The sequence below is a fragment of the Halococcus thailandensis JCM 13552 genome, assembly GCF_000336715.1.
GTDB classification, from domain to species: domain Archaea; phylum Halobacteriota; class Halobacteria; order Halobacteriales; family Halococcaceae; genus Halococcus; species Halococcus thailandensis.
Genome location: NZ_AOMF01000145.1, coordinates 59,124 through 82,264, shown reverse-complemented (window position 1 = coordinate 82,264; position 23,141 = coordinate 59,124). Strand labels below are relative to the sequence as shown.

The 23,141-nt window shown below is 67.0% G+C and carries 27 protein-coding genes; 20 read left to right on the top strand and 7 right to left on the bottom strand.

What is annotated here, in order from left to right; translation table 11 throughout:
* Window positions 1–23 precede the first annotated feature (23 nt).
* From C451_RS07245 to C451_RS07235, 3 genes are all read left to right on the top strand, one after another.
* Complete coding sequence (locus tag C451_RS07245; RefSeq protein WP_007739276.1) at window positions 24–728, top strand: phosphoglycerol geranylgeranyltransferase; 705 nt, start codon at window positions 24–26, stop codon at window positions 726–728.
* Window positions 729–782: 54 nt separating this feature from the next.
* A complete protein-coding gene (gene aspS / locus C451_RS07240) occupies window positions 783–2,084 on the top strand; it encodes an aspartate--tRNA(Asn) ligase (protein ID WP_007739274.1) in 1,302 nt (433 codons plus the stop codon).
* A gap of 210 nt (window positions 2,085–2,294) precedes the next feature.
* Window positions 2,295–3,485 (top strand): inorganic phosphate transporter, encoded by a 1,191-nt coding sequence (locus C451_RS07235; protein ID WP_007739272.1) that lies wholly within the window; start codon window positions 2,295–2,297, stop codon window positions 3,483–3,485.
* A 57-nt stretch (window positions 3,486–3,542) separates the two neighbouring features.
* Here the strand turns inward: C451_RS07235 and C451_RS07230 are convergent, their stop codons facing one another.
* Window positions 3,543–4,475, bottom strand: coding sequence for a formate/nitrite transporter family protein (locus C451_RS07230; protein ID WP_007739270.1), 933 nt, complete (start codon window positions 4,473–4,475; stop codon window positions 3,543–3,545).
* Between the two features lie 121 nt (window positions 4,476–4,596).
* Here C451_RS07230 and C451_RS07225 point away from each other — a divergent pair, with 121 nt between their 5' ends.
* The 6 genes from C451_RS07225 (at window position 4,597) to C451_RS07200 (ending at window position 10,082) form a co-directional block, all read left to right on the top strand.
* Window positions 4,597–5,460, top strand: coding sequence for a pantoate kinase (locus C451_RS07225; protein ID WP_007739267.1), 864 nt, complete (start codon window positions 4,597–4,599; stop codon window positions 5,458–5,460).
* 31 nt (window positions 5,461–5,491) lie between these two features.
* Window positions 5,492–6,238, top strand: coding sequence for a 4-phosphopantoate--beta-alanine ligase (locus tag C451_RS07220; protein WP_007739266.1), 747 nt, complete (start codon window positions 5,492–5,494; stop codon window positions 6,236–6,238).
* 174 nt (window positions 6,239–6,412) lie between these two features.
* Window positions 6,413–7,606 carry an ABC transporter substrate-binding protein gene (locus C451_RS07215; protein WP_007739264.1) on the top strand — a complete coding sequence of 398 codons (1,194 nt, stop codon included), beginning with the start codon at window positions 6,413–6,415 and terminating at the stop codon, window positions 7,604–7,606.
* Window positions 7,603–8,451 (top strand): ABC transporter permease, encoded by an 849-nt coding sequence (locus C451_RS07210; RefSeq protein WP_007739263.1) that lies wholly within the window; start codon window positions 7,603–7,605, stop codon window positions 8,449–8,451. The genes C451_RS07215 and C451_RS07210 overlap by 4 nt, the downstream gene beginning before the upstream one ends.
* Window positions 8,452–8,454: 3 nt before the next feature.
* On the top strand, window positions 8,455–9,327 hold the full coding sequence (locus tag C451_RS07205; RefSeq protein ID WP_007739261.1) for an ABC transporter ATP-binding protein: 873 nt from the start codon (window positions 8,455–8,457) through the stop codon (window positions 9,325–9,327).
* On the top strand, window positions 9,327–10,082 hold the full coding sequence (locus C451_RS07200; protein WP_007739260.1) for an ABC transporter permease: 756 nt from the start codon (window positions 9,327–9,329) through the stop codon (window positions 10,080–10,082). The genes C451_RS07205 and C451_RS07200 overlap by 1 nt, the downstream gene beginning before the upstream one ends.
* A 6-nt stretch (window positions 10,083–10,088) precedes the next feature.
* Here C451_RS07200 and C451_RS07195 read toward each other — a convergent pair whose 3' ends face one another.
* A complete protein-coding gene (locus C451_RS07195; RefSeq protein WP_007739259.1) occupies window positions 10,089–12,398 on the bottom strand; it encodes a DUF2298 domain-containing protein in 2,310 nt (769 codons plus the stop codon).
* Between the two features lie 103 nt (window positions 12,399–12,501).
* Here C451_RS07195 and C451_RS07190 point away from each other — a divergent pair, with 103 nt between their 5' ends.
* A complete protein-coding gene (locus C451_RS07190) occupies window positions 12,502–12,921 on the top strand; it encodes a VanZ family protein (RefSeq protein WP_007739258.1) in 420 nt (139 codons plus the stop codon).
* A 50-nt stretch (window positions 12,922–12,971) separates the two neighbouring features.
* On the opposite strand, the gene C451_RS07185 is transcribed toward C451_RS07190, so the two are convergent.
* The 5 genes from C451_RS07185 to gvpA are packed head-to-tail and all read right to left on the bottom strand — an operon-like array spanning window position 12,972 to window position 16,232.
* On the bottom strand, window positions 12,972–13,670 hold the full coding sequence (locus C451_RS07185; RefSeq protein ID WP_007739256.1) for a class I SAM-dependent methyltransferase: 699 nt from the start codon (window positions 13,668–13,670) through the stop codon (window positions 12,972–12,974).
* 2 nt (window positions 13,671–13,672) lie between these two features.
* The gene (locus tag C451_RS07180) at window positions 13,673–14,560 is read right to left on the bottom strand and encodes a thiamine-phosphate synthase family protein (RefSeq protein WP_007739255.1); all 888 of its coding nucleotides are present in this window, start codon (window positions 14,558–14,560) and stop codon (window positions 13,673–13,675) included.
* Window positions 14,557–15,216 carry a dCTP deaminase gene (gene dcd / locus C451_RS07175; RefSeq protein ID WP_007739254.1) on the bottom strand — a complete coding sequence of 220 codons (660 nt, stop codon included), beginning with the start codon at window positions 15,214–15,216 and terminating at the stop codon, window positions 14,557–14,559. The genes C451_RS07180 and dcd overlap by 4 nt, the downstream gene beginning before the upstream one ends.
* Before the next feature lie 48 nt (window positions 15,217–15,264).
* A complete protein-coding gene (locus C451_RS07170; RefSeq protein ID WP_007739253.1) occupies window positions 15,265–15,867 on the bottom strand; it encodes a gas vesicle protein GvpO in 603 nt (200 codons plus the stop codon).
* A 56-nt stretch (window positions 15,868–15,923) separates the two neighbouring features.
* Complete coding sequence (gvpA, locus tag C451_RS07165; RefSeq protein ID WP_007739252.1) at window positions 15,924–16,232, bottom strand: gas vesicle protein GvpA; 309 nt, start codon at window positions 16,230–16,232, stop codon at window positions 15,924–15,926.
* A 177-nt stretch (window positions 16,233–16,409) separates the two neighbouring features.
* On the opposite strand from gvpA, the gene C451_RS07160 reads away from it, so the two are divergent.
* From C451_RS07160 to C451_RS07115, 10 genes are all read left to right on the top strand, one after another.
* Entirely contained in the window at window positions 16,410–17,039 is a 630-nt protein-coding gene (locus C451_RS07160; protein WP_007739251.1) for a GvpL/GvpF family gas vesicle protein, read from the top strand.
* Window positions 17,039–17,290, top strand: a complete 252-nt coding sequence (gene gvpG, locus C451_RS07155; protein WP_007739250.1) for a gas vesicle protein GvpG — start codon at window positions 17,039–17,041, stop codon at window positions 17,288–17,290. The genes C451_RS07160 and gvpG overlap by 1 nt, the downstream gene beginning before the upstream one ends.
* On the top strand, window positions 17,287–17,763 hold the full coding sequence (gene gvpH / locus C451_RS07150) for a gas vesicle protein GvpH (RefSeq protein ID WP_007739248.1): 477 nt from the start codon (window positions 17,287–17,289) through the stop codon (window positions 17,761–17,763). The genes gvpG and gvpH overlap by 4 nt, the downstream gene beginning before the upstream one ends.
* A complete protein-coding gene (locus tag C451_RS07145; protein WP_007739246.1) occupies window positions 17,756–18,733 on the top strand; it encodes a hypothetical protein in 978 nt (325 codons plus the stop codon). Before gvpH ends, C451_RS07145 begins: the two co-directional genes overlap by 8 nt.
* A complete protein-coding gene (gene gvpJ / locus C451_RS24045; RefSeq protein ID WP_007739244.1) occupies window positions 18,726–19,250 on the top strand; it encodes a gas vesicle protein GvpJ in 525 nt (174 codons plus the stop codon). The genes C451_RS07145 and gvpJ overlap by 8 nt, the downstream gene beginning before the upstream one ends.
* A complete protein-coding gene (gene gvpK, locus C451_RS07135; RefSeq protein WP_007739242.1) occupies window positions 19,237–19,554 on the top strand; it encodes a gas vesicle protein GvpK in 318 nt (105 codons plus the stop codon). The genes gvpJ and gvpK overlap by 14 nt, the downstream gene beginning before the upstream one ends.
* Window positions 19,554–20,396, top strand: a complete 843-nt coding sequence (gene gvpL / locus C451_RS07130; protein ID WP_007739240.1) for a gas vesicle protein GvpL — start codon at window positions 19,554–19,556, stop codon at window positions 20,394–20,396. Before gvpK ends, gvpL begins: the two co-directional genes overlap by 1 nt.
* Complete coding sequence (gene gvpM / locus C451_RS07125) at window positions 20,374–20,610, top strand: gas vesicle protein GvpM (RefSeq protein ID WP_007739237.1); 237 nt, start codon at window positions 20,374–20,376, stop codon at window positions 20,608–20,610. Before gvpL ends, gvpM begins: the two co-directional genes overlap by 23 nt.
* Before the next feature lie 99 nt (window positions 20,611–20,709).
* On the top strand, window positions 20,710–21,144 hold the full coding sequence (locus C451_RS07120; RefSeq protein ID WP_007739236.1) for a hypothetical protein: 435 nt from the start codon (window positions 20,710–20,712) through the stop codon (window positions 21,142–21,144).
* Window positions 21,145–21,314: 170 nt separating this feature from the next.
* Window positions 21,315–23,132, top strand: coding sequence for a hypothetical protein (locus tag C451_RS07115; RefSeq protein WP_007739235.1), 1,818 nt, complete (start codon window positions 21,315–21,317; stop codon window positions 23,130–23,132).
* Window positions 23,133–23,141: the final 9 nt, after the last annotated feature.

Sequence of the window (23,141 nt, the reverse complement as noted above, 5' to 3'; positions counted from 1 at the left end):
GCGGCGCTCGGATTCCTGTTGCTATGAGCGCGCCGTGGACCGAGTGGGATCACATCGTGAAAATCGACCCGGACAAAAGCCTCGTCGACGGCGAGAGCTACGAAGATGTCTGCCGGACGGGTACGGACGCCATCGAGGTTGGCGGGACGACCGGGATGACCGAGGAGAAGATGCAGGCGGTCGTCGAGGCGTGTAGCGAGCACGACGTCCCGCTCTACATCGAACCCGGCGTCGACGCGACCGTCGTCCATACGGACTCGCTCGACGGCTATCTCATCCCGATCGTGTTCAACGCCGGCGACGTCTCCTGGATGACCGGCGCACACAAGGAATGGGTCCGGCTCGACGACGGCATCGACTGGGCGCGCACCAACACCGAGGCGTACATCGTTCTCAACCCCGATTCGTCGGTGGCGACGTACACGCAGGCGAACTGCGATCTCGACGCCGAGGACGTCGCGGCCTACGCCACGATCGCCGAGCGGATGTTCGGCCAGGAGATCGTCTACGTCGAATACTCGGGCACGTTCGGCGATCCCGAGATCGTGGCCGCTGCCGGCGACGCACTCGACGACGCGACCCTCTTCTACGGTGGCGGCATCCACGACTACGACTCAGCCCACGAGATGGGCGAACGGGCGGACACGGTCGTCGTCGGCGATCTCGTCCACGACGAGGGCGTCGATGCGGTCCGCGAGACCGTTCGCGGCGCGACGGACGCTAACTGAGTCGCCGACGCGCGAAACGACGGCGTTTAAGACCGCCGCTCTGCATCGTCGTGTATGAACGATCGCACGACCACTGCGAGCGCCGAACCGGGCGACGACGTCACGGTCGCCGGCTGGGCACACGAGATCCGCGATCTCGGTGGCATCGCCTTCCTCATCGTCCGCGACAGGACTGGGAAGATCCAGGTCAAATTCGAGAAGGACGCGATGGACGACGACCTCGTCGAAACCGGCACCGAAGTGGCCCGCGAGAGCGTCGTCTCGGTCTCCGGTGCCGTCGAGGAGGAGGAGCGCGCGCCGACCGGCGTCGAGATCGTTCCTGATTCTGTCGAGGTGATCGCGCCCGCCGATCCCGAACTCCCGCTCGATCCCTCCGGCAAGGTCGACGCCGAACTCCCGACCCGGCTCGACAACCGTACGCTCGATCTCCGGCGCGAGGAGGCGAAGGCGATCTTCGAGATCCGTGCCGAGGTCCTCCGGAGCGCGCGCGAGGCGTTCCGCGAACTCGGATCGACGGAGATCACGACGCCGAAGATCGTCGCCACGGGCACCGAGGGCGGTACTGAACTGTTCCCGATCACCTACTTCGGCCAGGAGGCGTTCATGAACCAGTCGCCACAGCTGTTCAAGCAGCTGATGGTCGGCAGCGGGCTCGAACGCGTCTTCGAGATCGGGCCGATCTTCCGTGCCGAGGAGCACAACACGCCCCGCCACCTGAACGAGGCGACCTCGATCGACTTCGAGAGCGCGTTCATCGACCACGAGGAGGCGATGGACGCCTGCGAGCAGGTCGTCCGGGCGGCCTACGAGGGCGTCGCCGAAAACTGCGCCGACCAGCTCGACACTCTCGGCTACGACGACTTCGAAGTGCCCGACGAGGCGTTCCCGCGACTCACCTACGAGGAGGCGATCGAGCGCATCAACGCGACCGGCGAGCTCGACACCCAGCTCGTCTGGGGCGACGACCTGCCGACCGAGGGCGAGAAAGCGCTCGGTGACGACGTCGGCGGCCACTACTTCGTCACCGACTGGCCGAGCGAGATCAAGCCGTTCTACATCAAGGACTACGACGACGATGCGGAGCTCTCGACGGGGTTCGACCTGATGGCCCCCGACATGGAGCTCGTCTCGGGCGGCCAGCGTGAGCACCGCTACGACCAGCTCGTCGAGGGGTTCGAGGCCCAGGGGCTCGATCCCGAGGCGTTCGATTACTACACGAAGATGTTCAGATACGGGATGCCGCCCCACGCGGGCTGGGCGATCGGCGGCGAGCGTCTCGTGATGACGATGCTCGATCTGCCGAACATCCGTGAGGCTGTTCTGTTCCCGCGGGATCGCCAACGTCTGTCGCCGTAGGCGACGGCGTTTCTGTCGAACGGTCGCGGGAAACGGACCCGTTTCGATCGAGAGCAGGCGAGTGCCGGACGCAACCGTTTATCCGCTGGCGTCGTGGAGGGATGGTATGAGTACCACGTACGTCGGTGGGACGCAGTCGTATCGACGAAGGAAAACGTGTCGCGGGCGGTGGATTGCCTGTCTCTTATACACATCTCTGAGCGGGCNCTGATGGTCGCGTTCGGAACGCTCGCGATCCTCGCCGTGGCGACGCTCGCGAGCCTGTTCATGGCGTGGACGATCGGTGCCGGCTCGTCGGGATCGACCCCCTTCGCGCCCGCCGTCGGTGCGCGCGCGATCTCGGTGATGCGCGCGGGCTTTCTCGTCGGCATCCTCGGACTGCTCGGAGCGATATTACAGGGCGCGAACGTCGCCGACGCAGTGGGGACGGGACTCGTGGGCGGGCTCACGCTCTCGCCGACGGCAGCCACGGTGTTGCTGCTGCTCGCTGCGGGGCTGGTCGCAGTCGGCATCTTCACCGGCTATCCGATCGCGACGGCGTTCACGGTGACGGGCGCGGTCGTCGGCGTCGGGCTCGGACTCGGCGGCAGCCCGGTCTGGCCGAAATACGTCGAAATCGGCACGCTGTGGATACTCGTCCCGTTCGTCGGCGGCGGTATCGCCTACGTCACCGCGCGCGTGCTTCGCCACGAGTCGATCCCCGAGCGATACACCATCCCGGCGCTGGGGGCCATCATCGGGCTCATCGTCGCCAACATCCCGTTCACGCTGCTCGGGTCGGATTCGAGCGGCGCATCGATCGCCGCGGCCGCGACGGCGGAGCTACCACTCTCGCCAGCGATCGGGCAAGCGCTCGTCTCGCTGCTCGTCGCCGTGGCGGTCGCGGGCGCACTCGTCTGGGATCTGAATTCGGATATCGAGGGGGCCGAGCGCCACTTCCTGCTCGCGCTCGGCGGTCTCGTGGCGTTCTCGGCCGGCGGGAGTCAGGTCGGGCTGGCCGTCGGGCCGCTGCTCGCGGCGGTCAACGGGACCCCGCTGCCGATCACGATATCGCTGTTCGCGCTGCTCGTCTTCGGCGGGATCGGCTTGCTCGCGGGCTCGTGGATGGGCGCGCCGCGGATGATCAAGGCGATCGCACAGGACTACTCCTCGCTCGGTCCGCGGCGCTCGATCGCGGCGCTCATCCCGTCGTTCGCCATCGCACAGACCGCGGTCGTCTTCGGCATTCCCGTCTCGTTCAACGAGATCATCGTCAGCGCGGTCGTCGGCAGCGGGTTCGCGGCCGGCGGGGCCGGCGTCAGCACGCGCAAGATGGCGAACACGGTGCTCGCGTGGATCGGCTCGCTCGCACTCGCGCTCGCGCTCGGCTACGGACTGATAACCCTCATTCAACTGTTCTGACCGATCGTTCGTCGGGGCGGCCGGTAGTGCGGGGAGCGAGCCGACGAACCGTGGAACTCAGTCGTCCCTGGGGCCGGCTTCCTCGACGTCGATCGGGTCGCGGTCCCGGCCGCCGCGCCATCCGAACAGCCACTCGCGCGTCGAGAGTTCGCGGACCTCGGGGAAGCGCTGACGTTCGGTCTGCCCGTAGTTCACGAGCGCCACCAGAAAGACGCCACCGATGGTGTTGCCGAGCAGCACCGGAAGCCAGAACTCGTAGCTGACGGTGACGAGACCGACGTCGCCGATGAACACCGAGAAGAGTGCGTCGGCGGCGGTCGTGACGACGTGGTAGAGCTCGGCCGCGGCGATGGTATAAAAGACGAGATAGATGAGGAGCAGGCGCGCGATCGAGTCATGCACGGCGTGACTGAGCCACACCACGCCGGCGACGAGCCATCCGGCGAACAGCGCCTTGAAGAAGACGTCCCACCACGCGGTTTCGAGTCCCGTCCGGGTGAACTCCGCACCGGCGCTCATGGCTGCCGTCGAGAGCACGTGACTGTTGGCGAGGACGAACACGCCGAGTGCGGCCCCGACGACGTTCCCGACCAGCACGACCAGCCAGATGCGCAGCATGAGCGGGAGGCTGGCGAGGCGTGCGAGAACGAGCGCCACCGGCGGCAGCGTGTTCTCGGTGTAGAGCTGATATCGGCCGAGGATGATGTAGATGAAGCCGATCGGATAGAGCAGCGAGCCGAGCAGCGTGTTTTCGGGAAAGTACGCGCTCACGACGGCGTGGCCCACGAACGAGAGGACGATGGCGAACCCCGCGGCGAGTCCGCTGAAGAGCAGTTCGCGGGTGCCGGTCGAAACTTCCTCGTCGGCGGTGGCGAGCACACGCTGAAATATCTCCTCGGAAGAGAACCGGTCGCCGACCGCCCAGCCGGCATCCGGCGCACCCGAGGCGGCGTGGTCGGTCGATTCGCGTATCGGCTCCTCGTCACTCATTCGCAGACTGGCTGTGGTGACGACCCACAAAAAGCGTTATCGCCGGCATCTGCAGGTGGGGATTCCCACATCGCGCACGACGAACGGGCGTATTTATCCCTGCGGCTGCCGAGGCGATCGTATGACGGTCGCGGAGTCCCACCGAGAATCGCCCACGGACGAGCCGCCGCAGGCGTTCGTTCCGGGCCACGTCACGGGGCTGTTCAGCGTCCATCCGGCCGACGATCCCCGGAAGGCGGGATCGCGGGGCGCGGGGCTCGCGCTGTCGGCGGGGGTGACGGTGACGGTCGTGCCGGCCGACGAGACGACCGTCGAACTCGACGGCGAGACGGTCGAGATGGAGGCCGTCACGGGCACGCTCGATCGGCTCGACGTGAGTGCTGCAGTGCGCGTGGAGAGCGACCTTCCGGTGAGCGCCGGCTTCGGCGTCTCGGGTGGGGCGGCGCTCGGCGCGGTACTCGTAGCGAACGAGCGATTCGATCTCGAACGGACGGAAAACGAACTCGTGAGCGTCGCCCACGCCGCGGAGGTCGCGGCGGGGACCGGTCTCGGCGACGTGGTCGCACAGGCTCGCGGCGGGGCACCGCTCAGATGCGAGCCGGGCGCACCCGGCCACGGGGAACTCAACGGGATCGCTACCCCACCGACCCGCGTCGAGTACGTCTCCTTCGGCGGGCGCTCGACGGGCGAGATCATCGGCGGCGACGTCGAGACGCTCACGCAGGCCGGCGAGCGGGCGCTCGCGGCGCTGCGCGACGCACCGACGCTCCCGCACCTGTTCGCTTGCTCACGGGCGTTCGCCAAAGACGCCGATCTACTCACCCCATCCGTCGAGCGCGCCATCGACGACGTTCGAGACGCGGGCGGTGAGGCGGCGATGGCGATGCTCGGCGAGACGGTGATCGCCCTCGGTGACGGGTTGACGCGGGCCGGCTACGAACCCGCGAGCTGCGAGATCGATCGTGCGGGCGCGCGACTGGTGTAAGGTTTTTCCCGAGTGGCTGCACAGTGGGGCCATGACGATCGAGGTGCCAGACGATCACCCTCGCAGCGAGTCCCTCCACACCCGCCATCGGATCGAGGACGGCGTCGATGCCGGGCTCACCCACAAGCAGGGGCTCATCGCCGAGGGTCGCGGCGAGGCCTTCGACTATCTGCTGGGCGAGCGAACGCTCCCGAGCGCCGACCGTGCCGAACGCGCCGCCGCCGCCCACCTCCTCCGCGCCGACCACCCCGTGCTCTCGATCAACGGCAACGCCGCAGCGCTCGTCCCCGACGAGATCGTCGCCCTCGCCGACGCGACCGGGGCGACCATCGAGGTCAACCTGTTCAACCGGACCGACGAGCGGATCGCCGCCATCGCCGATCATCTCCAGGACCACGGGGCCACGGACGTCAAGGGTCGGACGGCCGACGAACGGATTCCGGGGCTCACGAGCGAGCGCGCGAAAGTCGCCGCCGACGGCATCCACGCCGCCGACGTCGTACTCGTTCCCTTGGAGGACGGCGACCGGGCCGAGGCGCTCGGCGCGATGGGCAAGACCGAGATCGTCGTCGATCTCAACCCGCTCTCGCGCTCGCCGCAGGTCGCCGCCGTCCCCGTCGTCGACAACCTCGTCCGCGCGATCCCGAACATCACCGCCCACGCCCGCGATCTCGCCGACCGCCCTGACGACGAACGCGAACAGGCGATCGACGCGTTCGACCGCGAGGCGGCGCTCGACGCGGCGGAAGCGGCGATCCGTTCCGGCGAACTCGACTGAGCGGTCGCCATCGTTTTTGAAATCTTGCACACGAAAGCAACAGCTTCAGGAACGATCAGCCGAACAGTATCCCATAGGTAACTTACGAGGCGCGGTGGGTAGTTTTCACCCACTCGACACAGCCGGCACGGCGCCGGCAGCGGCGTATCGGGACGCGAACGACGACGATGAATCATGAATCGGCACCAACAGCGACGACGACCAGAGGCATCGACGACCAGCTCTCGGCGGCGGTTCCTCGGGGCGGCGGCCATCGGCACTACCGGGCTGCTGGCCGGCTGTCTCGGTTCGGCCAGCGGCACCACGACGACGTTGACGATGGGCTATCAGCCGTTCTCGGCGCACGCCTGGGAGGCACTGGTGATGAAACACAGCGATATCCCCGAGAAATACCTCCCGGACGGCTACTCGCTTGAGTGGCAGTCGGCGCTCCAGGGAGCGGTCATCGGCAACCGCATCAGCGTCGGCAAGAACCAGGCCGGCTGGATGGGCGACATGCCCGCGCTGACGACGATCGCCCAGACCGAAACCCCGGCGAGCCTCGTCGGGCTCGCCAACTGGTCACACGGCCAGCAGTGTAACCTCCTCATCGTCCCGAAAGACTCGAATATCCAGCAGATCTCCGATATCGCCGGCAAATCCGTCGGCGTCACCAAGGGGTCGTGCACACACCGCTATCTCCTCCGGCTGCTCGACGCCGAGGGGATCGACACGAGCACGGTCGAGATGGTCGATACGGGGATCTCGACCATCCTCGCGAACCTCCGGGAGGGACGCATCGCGGCGGGACTCGGCTGGGAGCCCTCGATCGCGAAGTCGGTCTTCGAAGACGATCTCACCAAGTACGTCTCGACCGGTGCGGAGTACGACATCATCGACGCCGGCGGCCTCCCGATGACCGACAATCTCATCGAGAACCACCGCGAGGCGGCGAAGGCCATCCTGAAGGCCGAGCTCGAGGCGACGCGCGTCTTCGCGCGCGACCGTGAGCGAACGCTCGATCTGGTCGAACAGGAACAGGACCTGCGCTACTTCGACCGCTCGACGCTGCGCTGGGGAGCCTACCGCGATCCGCCGATCGGCGAGGACGTCCAGCGGCTCAAGTTCGCGACCGACTATGAGCGAGCCAAAGAGCCGGGCAAGCTGATGAAGGAGACCGGACCGAAGTTCCTCACGCGCCAGGGTGCGCTCGAATCGCCGCCACCGGCTGACCGCTATAAACCAGAGATCCTCGACGAGGCGGCGGCCGAACTCGGCGACAGCGTCGGATGGGCACCGCGCTCGGCCGGCGGCGCGGGCAACGGCTCCGGTGGAGACGGTTCGGCGGCGAACGGCTCGGCCGGCAACGACTCGGGAGGCGGACGATGAGCACCGGCTCGATAAGCGATCGGCTCGTCGAGGGGTTCGCCGGGGGCCTGCCGTCGCCGACGCGCGGCGTTCGCAAGCTCGTCTCGCTGGTCGGTTTCGTCGCGGTCTGGTGGCTGTTCTACGAGTTCGGCGTGCTCAACTTCGAGCATTTCGTCAGCCCCGTGACGACGATCGTCGAGTTCGCCGGCGCGCTCGCCGGCCAGCCGCTGACCGAGGGTGGCGACACGATCTATCTCCACGCCGTCTACTCGGGCGCGCGGGTCGCGGTCGGCGTCGTCGCGGCGGCGCTGCTGGCCATTCCGCTCGGGCTCGTCGTCGGAACGAGCGATCGCTGGGAGAACCTGCTCTACCCGGCGCTCGAAGCGCTGCGTCCGATCCCGCCCATCTCGTGGCTGCCGATCGCCATCATCGTCTTCCCGGCGCTCGCGCTCGGATCGATCTCGGTACCGCTGCCCGCGCTGTTCGTCGTGTTCATCGGGTCGTTCTTCCCGATCTTCACGAACACGATCGAGGGCGCACGCACCATCGAGACGGAGTACGGTCAGGCCGCCCGCTCGCTCGGGGCCGGTTCGGGCGACGTCTTCCGGCACGTCGTACTGCCGGCGACGCTCCCCTCGATCATCACCGGATTGTCGCTCGGCGTCGGCCTCGGCTGGATCACGGTCGTCGCCGCCGAACTGCTCACTGGCGGCCCCGGACTCGGCTACATCATCATCCAGGGGTCGCGACTGCTACAGAACCAGGTCGTCGTCATCGGCATGCTCGCCGTCGGCGCGCTCGGCTACGCCACCTCGGCGCTCGTCGAGGCGCTCGGCAACTGGCTGATGCCCTGGTCGACGGAGTAATCCATGAGTGAACACAACACAGACACTACGACGCGTTCCGACACCGACGAACAGTCCGCCGAACAGCGCCGCTCGTGGACCGAATCGAGCGGTTCCGGGACGGTCAACATCCAGGATCTGACGAAAGTCTACGGCGACGACGGGGACGAACTGGTCGCCGTCGACGGGATGGATCTCCACATCGAAGCCGAGGAGTTCGTCACCGTGCTCGGTCCCTCGGGCTGTGGCAAGTCCACCGTGATGGAGTGCATCGCGGGCTATCTCGATCCCACCGAGGGCGAGGTGCTGGTCAACGACGAACCGGTCGAGGGGCCCGATCCCTCGCGCGGCGTCGTCTTCCAGGAAAACCGGCTGTTCCCCTGGAAGACGATCAGCGAGAACGTCCGTTTCGGCCCGCAGATGCGCGACGACGTCGACGAGAGCCGCGTCGCGTCGCTGTTCGATCAGATGGGGCTCTCCGGCTTCGAGGACGCGTATCCGCACGAGCTCTCCGGCGGGATGCAACAGCGTGCCGAGCTCGCCAGACTGCTCGCGAACGATCCGGACATCATGCTGATGGACGAGCCGTTCAGCGGGCTCGACGCGATGACCAAGGAGCTGATGCAGGAGAAACTGCTCGACGTCTGGGAGGACGACGATCGGACCGTGCTCTTCATCACCCACGACGTCGAGGAGGCCATCCTGCTCGCCGACCGCGTCGTCGTGATGACCGCCCGCCCGGGGCAGGTCAAGGACGTCATCGACGTCGATCTCGAACGGCCGCGAAGCACCGACATCGTCACGACCGATCGGTTCAACGAACTCCAGCGCCGCGCCAGCGAGAGCATCCACGACGAGGCCGAGCGCGCGATGGAGCAGGCGGAGGGGCGTGTCTGATGGCGTACGCACGGCGACTCGAACAGTCGGCGTCGCTGCTCGCGCTGCTGGCCATCTGGGCGGTCGTGACGATGCTCGTCGGAGCGATCCCGAGCCTTCCTTCGCCGGTCGAGGTGGTGGTCGCGTTCGCCGACGCGGCCGCGAGAAGTTCCTTCTGGCAGGAGGTCGGCCGGAGCACGTTCCGAGTGTATCTCTCCTTCGCCATCGCGACGGTCGTCGCGATCCCGCTCGGGCTGCTCATCGGCCGGAGCGAAATCTTCTCCGATCTGACCTTCCCGGCGCTCGAAGTGCTGCGTCCGATCCCACCGATCGCCTGGTATCCAGCGCTGACGATCATCCTGCTGACGCCCGCGAACATCGTCCGGTTCATCATCTTCCTGGCGGCGTTCTTCCCGATCCTGCTCAACACGATCGAGGGCGTTCGCGGCGTCGAGGAGGAGTATCCGCAGGCGGCGCGCTCGCTCGGAGCCACCCAGTTCCAGACGATGCGACACGTGGTGTTGCCCGGCGCGCTGCCGTCGATCTACACCGGGCTCGTCAACGCGATGGGGCTCGCGTGGGTGAGCCTCGTCGCCGCCGAACTGCTGTCGAGCAGCGGGCTCGGCTACTTCATCTGGAACGCCTTCACCGCCGGCGAGTATCCGAACATCGTCGTCGGGATGATCGCGGTCGGCGTGCTCGGCTACGGCTCCTCGGCACTGCTCCGTCGCCTCGGCGCGCGTGCCATCCCGTGGCTGTCGGCCGCCAACGCCTGAACCGGCTCACGTCTCTTCCGGGGGCGCTTCCAGCCGCTCCTGATCGACCGCATAGATCGTCACGTTGTCCTCCTGGAACGCCACCGAGACGCCCTCCAGATCGGAGAACGGGCGGATGTCGCCGTACCGATCGCGCTCGGTCGGCCCCACGTAGACGTACTGCGCGTCGTATCGTTCGAGCAGCGCGGCACGGCGCTCGGCCGAGCCGAGATAGATGGTGTTGACGGCGTACACACGGTCGAGATACGTCTGCCGGCCGCGATACTGCGCCTCGTGAGAGACGCCGACGACCGTCGGGACGCCCGTGAGGCTGGCGGCCGGGCTCGCACTCCAGCGATAGACGTAGCGGCTGGGTGCCGAGACGATCGTCGGCCGGCCGGACCGGTTGTCGAGCCAGCGGATCGCCGCGACCTGACCCGGAACGTTCTCCTCGGCGGCCGCCAGCCCGTCGAGCGTCGGCTCCTCGACGTTCGGATCGGCGAAATGGCGCTGGACGGCGACGCCGCCGAACGCGGCCGTCGAGAGCACGAGCACGGCGGCGAGAGCGCTGCCGACCTGCTGGCGGCGCGTCCAGTTCCACGGGCCGTGACCGCGGACGAGTCGCGGCAGGACGACGCCGGCGGCGCTCGCCCAGAGGATCCACGTCGGCATGTACGTCTTCACGACGGTGTTGAACCGGCCGTCGCCACCCTCGGCGAGAAAGCCGAGCTCGGGCAGCACGAGCAGTCCGAACCCGGCGACGACGAGGACGCCGACGAAGCCGATGCGGTCGGTCGCGAGGAGATACCAGCAGAGCACGAGCGGCACCGCGAACAGTGCGATCGGCGCGAGTGCGCTCGGGACGAACGCGACGAGGGCGACGAACCCGAGCCCGCCGGCGACGGCGACGGTCGACGACCAGCGCCGGCGACTGCGGGCGAGCAGGAGGGAAAGGAAGATCGCGAGGAAGGCTCCGTGGACGAGCAGCAGCGAACCGATCGAACTGCGCGCGGCGGCGTCGAGCACCCTCAACGACGTGCTCGGTCCGGCCTGCACCGGTCCGAGGAAGAAGGGGAGTGCGGCGAGAACGCCGATCACGCCCACGACCGCCGAGAGTCCGGCCGCGCCGGCCGTCCGTACGAACGCCCCTCGCGGCCTGCTGGTCGGTGGGTCGCCCACGATACGGTCGATGCGGGCGGCGAGTCGGGTCGGGACGAGCGAGCGCAGGTCGGTGGGGGCGAACGTCAGCGTCAGCCACGTCACGCCGAGCACGATGGCCAGGCTCCAGGTGTTGACGAGCGCCATGAACCCGCCGACGACAGGCACGGCACCGAAGACGAGCGCACGCCGGCGACGGATCGACGCGGCGGGCGTGCGGTAGTAGGCGTAACACAGCCCGACCACACAGAGCAGGAACGGCGTGCTCGTGAAGTACGGGCGGATGTCGCCCCGGACCGCGCCGAACAGCGGGAACGGGTCGTACGTTTCGGGGATGATGCGCCCGGCGACCTTGTACTGGTAGTCCCTCGGGATCGGCCGGAGCACCTGATAGTCCGGCAGCTTGGAGTGTGCCGCCGCGAACGCGTCGGCGGCTCCTTCGCCGATCGACGCCGGTAGTCGCTTGATGAGGAGGCGCACTGCCGTCGAGGGGTTGCTCGCGAATATCGTGAAGAAGACCGCCGTCGCGCCGGCGATCCGGCGCGTTCGACTACTGTACGAGCGAACCGTCCGGCGGGCACGTCGCCCGACCGCGACCGCACCGGCGAGTTCGTACGCGCCAGCCCCGAGCGAGCCGAACAGTCCCGCCATCCCGAGGTTGAACGCCGTCCACGGGACCGTGTCGGTCAGACGGGCCAGCAGCGTGACGACGAAGTGGCCGCCGTAGTAGTAGATCATCGACTCGCCGGCGAACCAGAAGTCCTCGAGCGGGAGGCTTCCGGCACGGTACAGCGACGCCACGAGCCCGAAATCGAGGAACTTCTCGCCGCCCGGCGTGATACCCGGCTCGACCGATCGCAGCGCGATGACGAACAGGTAGACGAGCGTGAACACCGCCACCGCCTCGACGGTCGCCCGGCGATCGATCTCGACGTCCGACCGGGCCGCGAGCACCGCACAGATCGCGAGCGCGACGAGCCCCGCGAACAGGGCGACCCAGCCGAGCGAGAGGAAGCCGACCCAGAAGGCGACGAGGGTCATGATCGTCAGCGAGATGGCGAACGAAAAGCCCGCACCGCGGCCCGGTAGCGACGAGCACAGCCGCGCGGCCACCGGCAGACCGAACAGCGCGAGACCGACGTACGTCAGCCACCACAGCGCGACGAGACCGTACTCCATCCGTTGATTTTTCCGAGAACATCCGTTATACACCTTTGGATGTCCGATCACACGACTCGACCGCCATCGCACCGCTTTTGCCGCCGGTCGCGGAGTCCGTAACATGGCGTCGCCGTCCGTCCCGCTCGTCGATCGCCGGGTTCGCTACGCACTCGTCGTGCTGGTCGCCGGCGTCGTCCTCGTCGCCTCGGTCGTCGAGGCGAGCGGAACGCCGAGCGTCGGGCCGTTCGGGCTCGTCGGGATGGACAAGTGGTCGCACGCGCTCGCGTATGCAGGTCTGACGGCAACGCTCGCGTACGCCTCGATCGAGAACGGTCGTGCCCGGTTGGCGCTCGCGGTCGGCCTGGCCGTCGCCTTCGGCATCGGTATCGAGATCGTCCAGTGGCCGATCGCCTACCGGACCGCGAGCGTCGCCGACGCGCTCGCCGATGCGATCGGGGCCTGTCTGCTCGCGCTCGGCTGGCGGTCGCTCGCTCGATACGTGCGATTCGGCCCGATCGACGAGTCGGGAACCGTGCGCTAACCACGATCAAAGCGGGACGAAGCCGACCGAGAACTGGCGGGTATGGAATGTCAGGGAACGCGCCCACTCGCCAGACGGACGAAGCCGAGCGCGAACTCCGTACTGTCGTACTCTTCAGTATGCTCTTCGAGCGGTTGGCGAGCAGCGGTGACGCGCTCGTCGAGCGGTTTCCACGGTGGGGTCGGATAGCGCAACTTCCGGGTCGGCGGCGCGCTCGCGGCGACGAAAAACCGAAAGGCGGCGTCGAGCGGTTTCGCGCTCGTCCGGGTACTGCGCGTGGCGTCGAGCAGCGCGACGCGCCCACCCGAGCGCACGAGCGCGAGCCAGTCCTCGACGACTGCGGCCGGATCGCCGAGCATGCCGACGACGAAGCTCGCGAGCACCGCGTCGGCGCGTTCGATCGGCGGCGCGGTGGCGTCGCCGCGGACGAGATGGACGTTCGTCCAGCCGGCGGTCGCGACGTGTCGGCGAGCACGACCGAGCATCCCGTGCGTGAAATCGATGCCGACGACCGTGCCCGACGGCCCGACCGCCTCGCGCAGATACGGGAGGTTCGCGCCCGTGCCACAGCCCATCTCGACGACCGTGTCGCCGGGCGAGAGTGCCAGACTCTCGACGGCGCGCTCGCGCCACGAGCCGATCCCGGGAAGGGTGGCGATGATGTCGTAGAGACGCGCCCAGCGGCCGTAGAAGTCCTGTGCTTCGCTCGTGCCATCCCCTCCCTCCCCGCTGGCGCGCCCATCGCTCATCGTCAGAGGAGATCGCGGACGCGGGCAGCGGCGTCGGCGGCACTCGATGCGAGCAGGTAGACGTTGGCCTCGACGCCGAAGCCGCCGGTGTGGTAGAGTGCGTCGGCAGCGGCGGCGTCGACGGCGGCGATCGCCTCGTCGGTGTCGCGTTCGCCGTCGAACTCCACCGTCGAGAAGTCCTGTGATTCGAGTCGGTCGACGAGATCGGCGTCGTAGGCGAGGTTGAGCGCGGCGAGCGCGTCGTTGCCGTTGTCGCGCGCGGCGAGCAGGACGCCGGCGACGTGGCCAGAGACGCCGAACTCGGGGTCGCCGGGAACCGTCGTGCGCCCCTTGACGTCGAAGATGCGACCGGGGACGCCCGCCACGTCGTCGATGTCGGTGGCGTCGGGAACGCACTCGACGAGGTTCGAGCCGACGTTCGGGATCAGTCCGGCGAACCCGCTCGTGGCTTCGAGCGTGCCGATCCCGCGGCGCACGGACGAGCGGGCGCGTTCGGCCGCCCGGAGGCTGCTCTCCGGATCGTGGACGTCGAACCCGTCGTACTCGGCGAGCCCGGGCATCGCCGCCGCGTGAAGCTCCGAGAGTAGATCGTCCCGTTCGAGCTGGCGGATCAGGATCTCGCTCTCGACGAGCGCGCCGACGCTCGTCAGTTCGTCGTTGGCGAGCCCCTCGGCGAGATCTTCAGCGAGCCCGGCGACGCGCTCGTCGTCGAGCACGCGCTCGTTGCGCGCGACTTCGCCGTGGGCGTACTTCGACACCGCCGACTGGCTGATGCCGAGGATCTCGGCGACCTCGCTCTGGGTGAGATCGCGCTCGCGCAGGCGCTCGGCCAGCAGCGAGCGGAACGTCGGCAGGAACTCGTCGACGACGATCTCCTCGATGAACCTCATCGCTCGCCCCCCATCTCGTTCGCCCCATCCACCTCGCTCGCTCGCCGGTCACGATTTTCTCGTCCGGGCCGCTGGCTGCCGCCGAACTCGTCGTCGTTGCCGATCTTCGAGGCCTGCGGGCCGACCTGGCCCTGATATTTCGAGCCGCGCTCGTCGCCGTAGGGCACCTCGGCGGCGTTTTTGAGTTCGGTGAAGATGACCTGTGAGATGCGCATCCCGGGTGTGAGCGCGACGGGCGCAGTACCCAGATTCGAGAGTTCGAGCGTGACCTGGCCCTGATAGCCTGGATCGACGATGCCCGCCGTCGCGTGGATGACGATCGCGAGCCGCCCGAGCGACGACCGGCCCTCGACGCGTGCGATGAGATCGTCTGGCACCCCGATGTGCTCGACGGTCGTCCCGAGCACGAAATCACCGGGATGCAGAATGAACTCCCCGCCATCGTCGACCACCGTCTCGGTGACGTATTCGTCGACCTCGTTCTCCGAATCGGGATGGATGCAGGGGATGTTCGTCCGCTGGAACTCGAGGAATTCGTGGCCGAGCCGGAGATCGACGCTCGCGGGCTGGATCTGGAGCTCGGGGTCGGCGAGCGGCTCGATGACGAGCTTGCCCGTGTCGAGTCGCCGCCGGATGTCCCCATCGGCGAGTATCATACCCGTTCGTACCGACGTGGCTCCTAAAGTCCTCTCCGTTTCCGGCCGTCAGCCGCCGGCGGGTGCTTCCTCGTCGCGTTTGGTGTCGCCGCGCCGGTAGCGCTCCAGCCGACGATAGCCGATGATGCGCCCCGCATCGTCGAGATCGAGCGCGTAGCGCCCCAGGATGTCCTGGGTGTCGGGCACCGAGCGCCGCTCGATGATCTCGGTCAGCGCGCGCCAGCCATCGTCGGTGCGCTCGATTTCGACGATGCCGTCGAGCGGGCGACCGATGAGATCGCTCGCGCTCTGCCGAACGTGATCGCGAACCTCGACGATGCCGACCGCATCGCCGTCCTGACTGCTCCCTGCACTCTCGTCGCTATCGCTCTCTTCGTCGTCACCGTCTTCCTCGTCGTCACTCTCCTCTTCGCTTTCTTCGTCCTCGTCGTCCCCGTCGCCACCGCTCTCGCTTCCGTCTTCGTCGTCACCGTCGCCTTCGTCGTCGGTGACGGTATCGAGGCGCTCGTTGATGGCTTCTTTCGCGCCGGTCCGGTCCTCGCCGTCGGTTTCGGCCTCGCGAAGCTCTTCGAGCGTCTCGCGGTCGTCGATGTCGTCGAGTTCGTCGCGCAGTTCGTCTATCGTGTGCTCGCCTGGATCGAGGTCGGCCATGATGTCCTACGTATTCGGCGTCGTGAATAAATTACCGCTCGGTGCCCCGGTCGCGTCTACTGCTCGGCGTCCTCTTCGATGCGGACCTCCGGCTCGTCGGGCTCGGGCTGGGTCATCGGCGACGTGCCGAGGTCGAGGTCCTTGAGGTCCTCCAGATCGCCCGATTCGGTCGCCATCTCCAACTTCGATATCTCCTTCGCGTAGTGGAGGAACGTGTCGACGGACGCGGCGACGATCCGTGCCTCGACGGTGAGGATCTCGATCCCGACGACGGACACCCGTGCCCAGACGTCGATGACGATCCCCTTGTCGAGGATCCGATCGAGCACTTCGGCCAGACTGTCGCTTGAGGGTCGTGCGCTCATCGTACCAGCACAACTCCGCCCGGTATAATATCCTTTGGGCCAGCAGGGGCAGGCAACCCGAGTGTGGGTTGGAGAGCGGGGCGGTCGGGGTGGGGGTGGCTGCATGTGCCGGCGACACGCCTATTAGCGCGACCGCCGAACCCGGGCCACGACGCGCAGTACGTCCATACTCAGATCATGAGTGATCATCTCTACGCCTACGGCGTCGTTGAGGACGCCGATTTCGAACTCGACATCGACGGTGTCGCCGGAGCGACGCAAGCATACACGGTGAGCCACGGGCCGCTCGCGGCCGTCGTGACCGATATCGACACGCTCGACCCCGAGCTCACCGACGAGAACGCCCGCGCGCACGACGACGTGCTCCAGGACGTGCTGCTCGATGCGGGCGGCCGAACCGTGGTCCCGATGCAGTTCGGCTCGGTGTTCAAGAACGCGCGCACGCTGAAGAACGTCCTCCGGGGCGGGCGGCGCGCGTTCACGAAGTCGTTGCGCGAGATCGAAGGACTGGCCGAGTTCGGCGTCAAACTCGTCGTCGACGAGGACGCGACGGTCGACGCCGACGAGATCCGCGAAGCGGCGGGCGAACGCTTCGCCGCCGCGAGCGTCCAGGAAGAGGAGAACGATCGCTTCAGCGATCGCCTCGTGATGAACCGCTCGTATCTCGTCGACCGCGACGAACGGGCCGCCTTCGACGAGGCGGTCGACGCCGTCACCGACGACTACGGCGATGTCCTCACGGTCCAGTACACGGGGCCGTGGCCGCCGTACAACTTCGTGGACATCGAGATCGGCACCCAACAGTAATGTTCATCATCGACGATCTACTGCTCCGGCCGATCGTCGCGGTCGGCAACGTCATCCACTCGATGGCCGTCGAGGAGCTGTACGACGTCGAAGCGATCCGTGACGAGATCAAGGAAAATCGACTGCTGTTCGAGATCGGCGATCGCTCGGAAGAGGAGTACGAGCGTCGCCGCGAGGAACTCAGGACGCAACTGGACGTGGCGCGCGAGGCGCGCGAGACGCTGACGAACAAAGTGGAGGTCAAACAATGACAGACAAGAAGGACACCGGCGTCGTTCGGACGATCCTCTCGGGGTTGTTCGAGACCCTCGCCGAGATGGACGAGGACGACCGGCGCCAGCGATCGAGAACCGGGAGCGCACGCAGCGGGCGGAAACGACTCGACTACGGTCTCAGCGTCGGCATCGGTCCGCAGTCCGGGATCGACGGGCGCGACGGAACCGAGGTCGGGGACGACGAAAGCGCCGAACTCATCTCGGGAACCGATCACGCTGCGACCGTCAGCCAGACCGAGACGGGGCAGGTCGTGACGATCGATCTGTCCGACGTCGATCCGCACGAACTCTCTGCGGGCGTCGGCGGGAATGGACGGACGCTTCTGGTCGCCGACGACGAGGGCGTCGTCGAGCGCGTCCCGCTCCCGCAGACGGGGCTCATCGTCGCCGACGCGTCGTTCAACAACGGAGTTTTGGACGTGTGGCTGGAGGATGAACGGAATGAGTGACGATAGCGAACCGATGGCCGAAGCCGCCGAGAAGCTCGATTCGGCGCTCGAAAGCTCACAATCCGCCGCGGAGGACGAGAACGGTGGCGACGGCAGTGACGGAGCCGACGGCGATGGCGAGGAGGGTAGCGGGCTCGTCGACTCCGACGACGAGATGGCGGCGCTGCTCGACCGCGCCGAGGGCGACATCGACTCGCTGCTCGGCGTGCTGAGCGGCGAAGAGAGCTACGGGGACGCCAAGGAGGAGATCGAAGACCTCGTCGACGTCATCGAGGAGACCGAGGAACTGCTCGACACGGTCGATCTCTCGGAGCTGCCCGAGGCAGTGGAGCTGAGCGAACTGCCGAGTGCCATCGAGGGCGAGGACGTGCCCGAAGCGATCGCGAACGCCGAGCCGCGGCGCGCGGTCGATCTCACACAGCTGGCGTCGCTCGTCGAGTTCAGCGAGCTCTGGGACGCCGTGGACGTGCGCTCGTTCATGCAGAACAAGGACGAACTCGAAGAAGCGACCGCCGACGTCACCGATGACGAGGACGACAACGGCGGAAACGGCGAGAGCGGCGACGATTCCGGTCTCATGGACTCGTTCGACATGTCCGGTTCGGGCGACGCGAACGGTGGCGAGGAGTCGATCCTCGACGACGGACAGGCCAAACAGCTCGCCATCCAGTCACAGCTCCGCGATGCCGTCGAGGAGTTCCGCGAGAGCGCCCTCGACGCTCGCGATCAGCTGAAGGAGGCGCGCGACACGGCCCAGGAGAAAGTCGAGGAGAAGACCGGCGGCGGGACGGGCCAACCCTCCTCGCGGAACCCGACGGCCTACTCGACGATGGTATCCGGCTGGAAGGCGGGTGGCTGGTCGTCGGCGAGTTTCTCGACCGTGCCGAAGCAGACACAGCATTCGAGCGCGCCCGGCCACTACCGCATCTACGGTCGGCGGTTCGACGAGCGGGAGGGGAACGATGAGTAACAGCGGCGGGCCGACGCGCCAGTCCGACAGCCTCGCCGACGTCGTCGAGATGCTGCTCGACAAGGGCGTCGTGATCAACGCCGACATCGTCGTCTCGATCGGCGACACCGAACTCCTCGGCGTGCAGCTCCGGGCGGCGATCGCCTCGTTCGAGACGGCCGCCGAGTACGGGCTCGAGTTCCCGGATGGCACCGACATGCGCCGCGTCGAGCAGGCATCGGGTCGGAGCGAGCTCGAAGACGACGACACCGTCACCGTCGAGGGTGGTGAGGACGACGCGGCGCTCGACGACGAGGAGCAGTCCGACACCGAGCGCCAGTCCGCACCGGAGCTCGGCACGCGGCCCAACGACGGCGCGCGTGCGGAATCGGCGGGGGGCGGTGGCGACGAGGCCGACGGCGACGAAGGCGGTGACGAGGATGCCAGCGACGAGGACGCCGACGGAGAATCGGCGTCGAACACGGAACAGGCCGCGGAGAGCGACGCCGCGGCGGAGGAGGCAGATGACGACGATTGACGTCGACGGCGACGAGGCGCGCGACGGGCTGATGACGCTCGTCGTCACGGTCGTCGAGCTGCTGGTCGACGCGATGGAGCGCGAGGCCATCCGCCGGATGGAGTCGGGCGAGCTCACCGACGAGGAGATCGAGCGGCTCGGCTCGCAGCTCGCCGCGCTCGAAGACGAGATCGAGGGGATCAAGCAGGACGAGGGGATCGAGGAGCCGGTCGACGATCTCCGTGGTGATCTCGACGGACTGGTCCGCGATCTCGTCGAACGTGCCGACAAACCCCAACGCGACGACAGAGGAGTGATCGAATAATGGCCGACGATACCGACACCGAGGGAGAGACCGAGTTCGAGGAGGGACGCTATCTCTACTGTGCGGTCACCGTCGACGACGGGACCGATCTGGACACCGACGGTGTCGACGACGAGCCCGTCAGACTGCTCGCGGTCGACGACATCGGCGTCGTGCTCCACGACTGCGAATCGCTGTACGACACCGCCGATATGGACGAGCTCCGCAAGTGGGTGCTCCAGCATCAGAACGTCGTCGACGCGGCGGGCGAGGCGTTCGGCACGCCGATCCCGTTCCAGTTCGACACCGTTCTCACGGGCGACGACGATCGCGTGCGCGAGTGGGTCGCCGAGGAGCGCGGGACGCTCGGCGACTATCTCGATCGACTCGCGGGCCACTGGGAGTACCGCGTCGAGCTCCGGCGCGAGGAAGAGGCACTGCGCGAGGATCTCGTCGCGAGCGACGACCGACTCGCCGAACTCGACGAGGAGATCGAGGCGGCGGGCTCGGGGACGGCGTTCATGCTCGAAAAGCAGTACGACCAGCGTCTTCGCGAACTGCGCCGCGAGCGCCGCACCGATCGCGCGGCGGCGCTGCGTGACCGACTCGACGAGTTCGTTCTCGACGTGAACGAACTCGGTGAACGGACGACGCTCGACGACGAGGATGGCGACGACGACGGAATGGAGACCCAGGCGCGGTTCACCGTGCTCGCGACCGAGGACGACGAGGAGGGGATGGGTGAAATGCTCGACGAGGTTGCGGCCGAGACGGGCGTCGAGGTCCGGTTCACCGGGCCGTGGCCGCCGTACTCGTTCGTGCCGGCGATCGGGGGTGAGGATGGAACCGAAACGGGCGGATGACGACGTCATCGTCGATCTGATCGACGTCATCCTGCGGGACGGGGCGGTCATCGAGGCCGACGCGATCATTAGCGTCGCCGACATCCCGCTGGTCGGGCTGAAACTCCGGGCGGCGCTGGCCGGCATGGCGACGATGACCGAATACGGCATCTTCGAGGAGTGGGATCGAGCGCACCGCCAGCGCGCGCTCGACGACTCGAACCCCGAAGAGTGAGGTCCGTGTTCCGAGACTCGTTTCGAGCGGTCGTCCGTTCGGTACTGCCGTGCGTTTGCCGGCCGCATCTATAAGTACCGAAGCCCGCAACGGACAACGATGAGCACCTCGGAATCGGACACGGCCGGGAGCGGAACGGACGACCAGTCCGGGAGCGATTCGTCGGAGTTCGTCGAGAGCCTCCAGAGCGGGGTCAGCGATGGATTACTCGACAGCCTCGGTGATGGCGACGGCGGCTTCGAGGCCGTCGGGCGCGAGGTCGGCGAACAGGTCGGCCGGCTGCTCGGCGAACTCCTCGGGAAGAAACTCGACGAACAGGTCCAGCAACTGACCGAAAACGGCAGCGATGACGACACGGACGACGAGACGGGAAGCGACGATGCGGACGACGAGACGGGAAGCGACGATGCGGACGAGTCGGGAAGCGATGATGCGGACGACGGGACGCCGGACGTCGACGAGATGTCGGACGACGAACTCCAGTCGACGGCCGAGGAGATCAGCGACGAGCTCGAAGAGCGGAGCGATCAGTAGGCTTCACCGGAAGCATCGCCGACGGCGTCCGTTTCGTTCGTCGTGATGGCACGCTCGTGGCCCTCTGAGTCGGTATGTGCAAGCTGTAGCTATTTAACTGAGGCGTGACCAGAGTATGATCAATGAATTCCAATAGTGGAGACGATAGAACGCTCCCCGAAAACCCACGGGTGCGTACGATAGTTACGGATGGTGGTGAGGACGAGAACGAGTCCGATGAGGACACGGACGACGAGGAAGCACAGGACTCGGAGCAGGACGAATCGTCGGATTCGTCCGACGAGCAAGAAGAAAGCGAGGAGTCGAGCGACGACGATAACGACGACTCCGAGGAAACGGAGAGTGAGGAAACGGAGAGTGAGGAAACGGAGAGTGAGGAAACGGAGAGTGAGGAAACGGAGAGTGAGGAAACGGAGAGTGAGGAAACGGAGAGTGAGGAAACGGAGAGTGAGGAAACCGATACGTACGAGTTGGCGATAACCGTCGAGAACGAGGACGGGAGCTACGTCCAGAATGCTACTGTGACGGCCGACGACATGGGTAGTGGTCGGCTCGAAAGCCCCGAAGAGCAGGAGACCGGGAGTGACGGCGACGTCACGTTCCGCCTCGCGGACGGCGATTACGTCGTCGAAGCCGACGCCGACGGCGACCGTGCCGAAGAACAGATCGCGGTCGATGGTGCAGACGAGGAGCGCACGCTCACCCTCGTCACGGACGAAGCAGCCGAAGAGCCGGACGAGTACGAACTGACGGTCGCCGTCGAGAGCAGCGATGGTGATCCGCTCTCACAGGCGGATCTCACGGTCGAGAGCAACGACATGGGCATCGTCGAGGGGCTGCTCGACGACCCCGAACGGCAGGGAACCGATTCGAGCGGCGAAGCCACCTTCGAACTGGAAGACGCCACATACACCGTCGAAGCCGAGGTCGAGGGAGAGCAGCTCGAACGGACGGTCGACATCGACGGCGAGGACGAGGACGTCACGCTGACCGTCGATATCGAGGACGACGAGGAGGGAGAAGAGGGGGAGGCAGAAGAAGAGGAAGGACGCCGCGGGCCGAAGGAGGCCGAGGGCGAGGTCTCGGAGGACGAATCCGCGAGTCACGGGACCGATCGCGGAACCACGGTCCTCTATCTCGACCTCGAAGGGCTGTTTTTGGACCTGCTCGGCCTGGAGGTCGATCTGCACGAGGTCGTCCTCGATATTCGAGCGATTCCCGGTGGCGGGAACCTCCTCGGGAATCTCCTCTCCGCGGTCGCGGGTCTGCTCAGCGGTGGACCGCTGTCGGCGATACTCAATCGACTGCTCAACTCCGTCTCGAAGCTACTGAATTGGCTGACGTCGCCGCTCAGTGCGCTGCGGGGTCTGGCGAGTCGTGTATGGGATTTCGTCACGAAACCACTCGACTGGCTGCGAAACGCCGCGGGCAATCTCGGCAACACGCTCGGTGCACCGATCGACTGGCTGGGCCGTGCTGCACGCCGCGTCTGGAACGTGGTGACGTCACCGCTCAGTGCGCTGGGGAGTCTCGCAAGCGGTATCTGGAGCGTACTGACCGCCCCGATAAACGCACTGCGAGGCGCTGCAAGCCGTGTCTGGCGGGTACTGACAGCGCCGGTACGTTGGCTTCGTGACAGAGACAGCAGCGACGAGTCCGAAGACGACGGCTCTACTGAAGAGGACTCAGACGAGGAAGGAGACTCAGACGAGGAAGACTCCAACGGGAGTCAGTCAACCGGCATCGGGAGCCGGATTTCGGGCGCGATGCCGGATGCGGACCGACTCACGCGTGCGACCACGAGCGTTCTGGACGAACTGTCGGGCGGGCCGGACGCTGACGAGGTGGCCGAAGGAGAGGAAGCCGACGAGTCGTCGCCGGGCACGGCGGGCCAGCAGCTCGGCGAGATTCTCGGGCGGCGACTCGGCGAGATGATTACCGGAGCGCTCGGCAACGATTCCGACAGCGACGAACCGTCGGGGAGTTAACACCGTGAG

Bases quoted from the DNA above. Each gene is read 5' to 3' on its own strand.
- C451_RS07245 (WP_007739276.1), top strand. From the start codon at position 24: ATGAGCGCGCCGTGGACCGAGTGGGATCACATCGTGAAAATCGACCCG.
- aspS (WP_007739274.1), top strand. From the start codon at position 783: ATGAACGATCGCACGACCACTGCGAGCGCCGAACCGGGCGACGACGTC.
- C451_RS07235 (WP_007739272.1), top strand. From the start codon at position 2,295: ATGGTCGCGTTCGGAACGCTCGCGATCCTCGCCGTGGCGACGCTCGCG.
- C451_RS07230 (WP_007739270.1), bottom strand. From the start codon at position 4,475: ATGAGTGACGAGGAGCCGATACGCGAATCGACCGACCACGCCGCCTCG.
- C451_RS07225 (WP_007739267.1), top strand. From the start codon at position 4,597: ATGACGGTCGCGGAGTCCCACCGAGAATCGCCCACGGACGAGCCGCCG.
- C451_RS07220 (WP_007739266.1), top strand. From the start codon at position 5,492: ATGACGATCGAGGTGCCAGACGATCACCCTCGCAGCGAGTCCCTCCAC.
- C451_RS07215 (WP_007739264.1), top strand. From the start codon at position 6,413: ATGAATCGGCACCAACAGCGACGACGACCAGAGGCATCGACGACCAGC.
- C451_RS07210 (WP_007739263.1), top strand. From the start codon at position 7,603: ATGAGCACCGGCTCGATAAGCGATCGGCTCGTCGAGGGGTTCGCCGGG.
- C451_RS07205 (WP_007739261.1), top strand. From the start codon at position 8,455: ATGAGTGAACACAACACAGACACTACGACGCGTTCCGACACCGACGAA.
- C451_RS07200 (WP_007739260.1), top strand. From the start codon at position 9,327: ATGGCGTACGCACGGCGACTCGAACAGTCGGCGTCGCTGCTCGCGCTG.
- C451_RS07195 (WP_007739259.1), bottom strand. From the start codon at position 12,398: ATGGAGTACGGTCTCGTCGCGCTGTGGTGGCTGACGTACGTCGGTCTC.
- C451_RS07190 (WP_007739258.1), top strand. From the start codon at position 12,502: ATGGCGTCGCCGTCCGTCCCGCTCGTCGATCGCCGGGTTCGCTACGCA.
- C451_RS07185 (WP_007739256.1), bottom strand. From the start codon at position 13,670: ATGAGCGATGGGCGCGCCAGCGGGGAGGGAGGGGATGGCACGAGCGAA.
- C451_RS07180 (WP_007739255.1), bottom strand. From the start codon at position 14,560: ATGAGGTTCATCGAGGAGATCGTCGTCGACGAGTTCCTGCCGACGTTC.
- dcd (WP_007739254.1), bottom strand. From the start codon at position 15,216: ATGATACTCGCCGATGGGGACATCCGGCGGCGACTCGACACGGGCAAG.
- C451_RS07170 (WP_007739253.1), bottom strand. From the start codon at position 15,867: ATGGCCGACCTCGATCCAGGCGAGCACACGATAGACGAACTGCGCGAC.
- gvpA (WP_007739252.1), bottom strand. From the start codon at position 16,232: ATGAGCGCACGACCCTCAAGCGACAGTCTGGCCGAAGTGCTCGATCGG.
- C451_RS07160 (WP_007739251.1), top strand. From the start codon at position 16,410: ATGAGTGATCATCTCTACGCCTACGGCGTCGTTGAGGACGCCGATTTC.
- gvpG (WP_007739250.1), top strand. From the start codon at position 17,039: ATGTTCATCATCGACGATCTACTGCTCCGGCCGATCGTCGCGGTCGGC.
- gvpH (WP_007739248.1), top strand. From the start codon at position 17,287: ATGACAGACAAGAAGGACACCGGCGTCGTTCGGACGATCCTCTCGGGG.
- C451_RS07145 (WP_007739246.1), top strand. From the start codon at position 17,756: ATGAGTGACGATAGCGAACCGATGGCCGAAGCCGCCGAGAAGCTCGAT.
- gvpJ (WP_007739244.1), top strand. From the start codon at position 18,726: ATGAGTAACAGCGGCGGGCCGACGCGCCAGTCCGACAGCCTCGCCGAC.
- gvpK (WP_007739242.1), top strand. From the start codon at position 19,237: ATGACGACGATTGACGTCGACGGCGACGAGGCGCGCGACGGGCTGATG.
- gvpL (WP_007739240.1), top strand. From the start codon at position 19,554: ATGGCCGACGATACCGACACCGAGGGAGAGACCGAGTTCGAGGAGGGA.
- gvpM (WP_007739237.1), top strand. From the start codon at position 20,374: ATGGAACCGAAACGGGCGGATGACGACGTCATCGTCGATCTGATCGAC.
- C451_RS07120 (WP_007739236.1), top strand. From the start codon at position 20,710: ATGAGCACCTCGGAATCGGACACGGCCGGGAGCGGAACGGACGACCAG.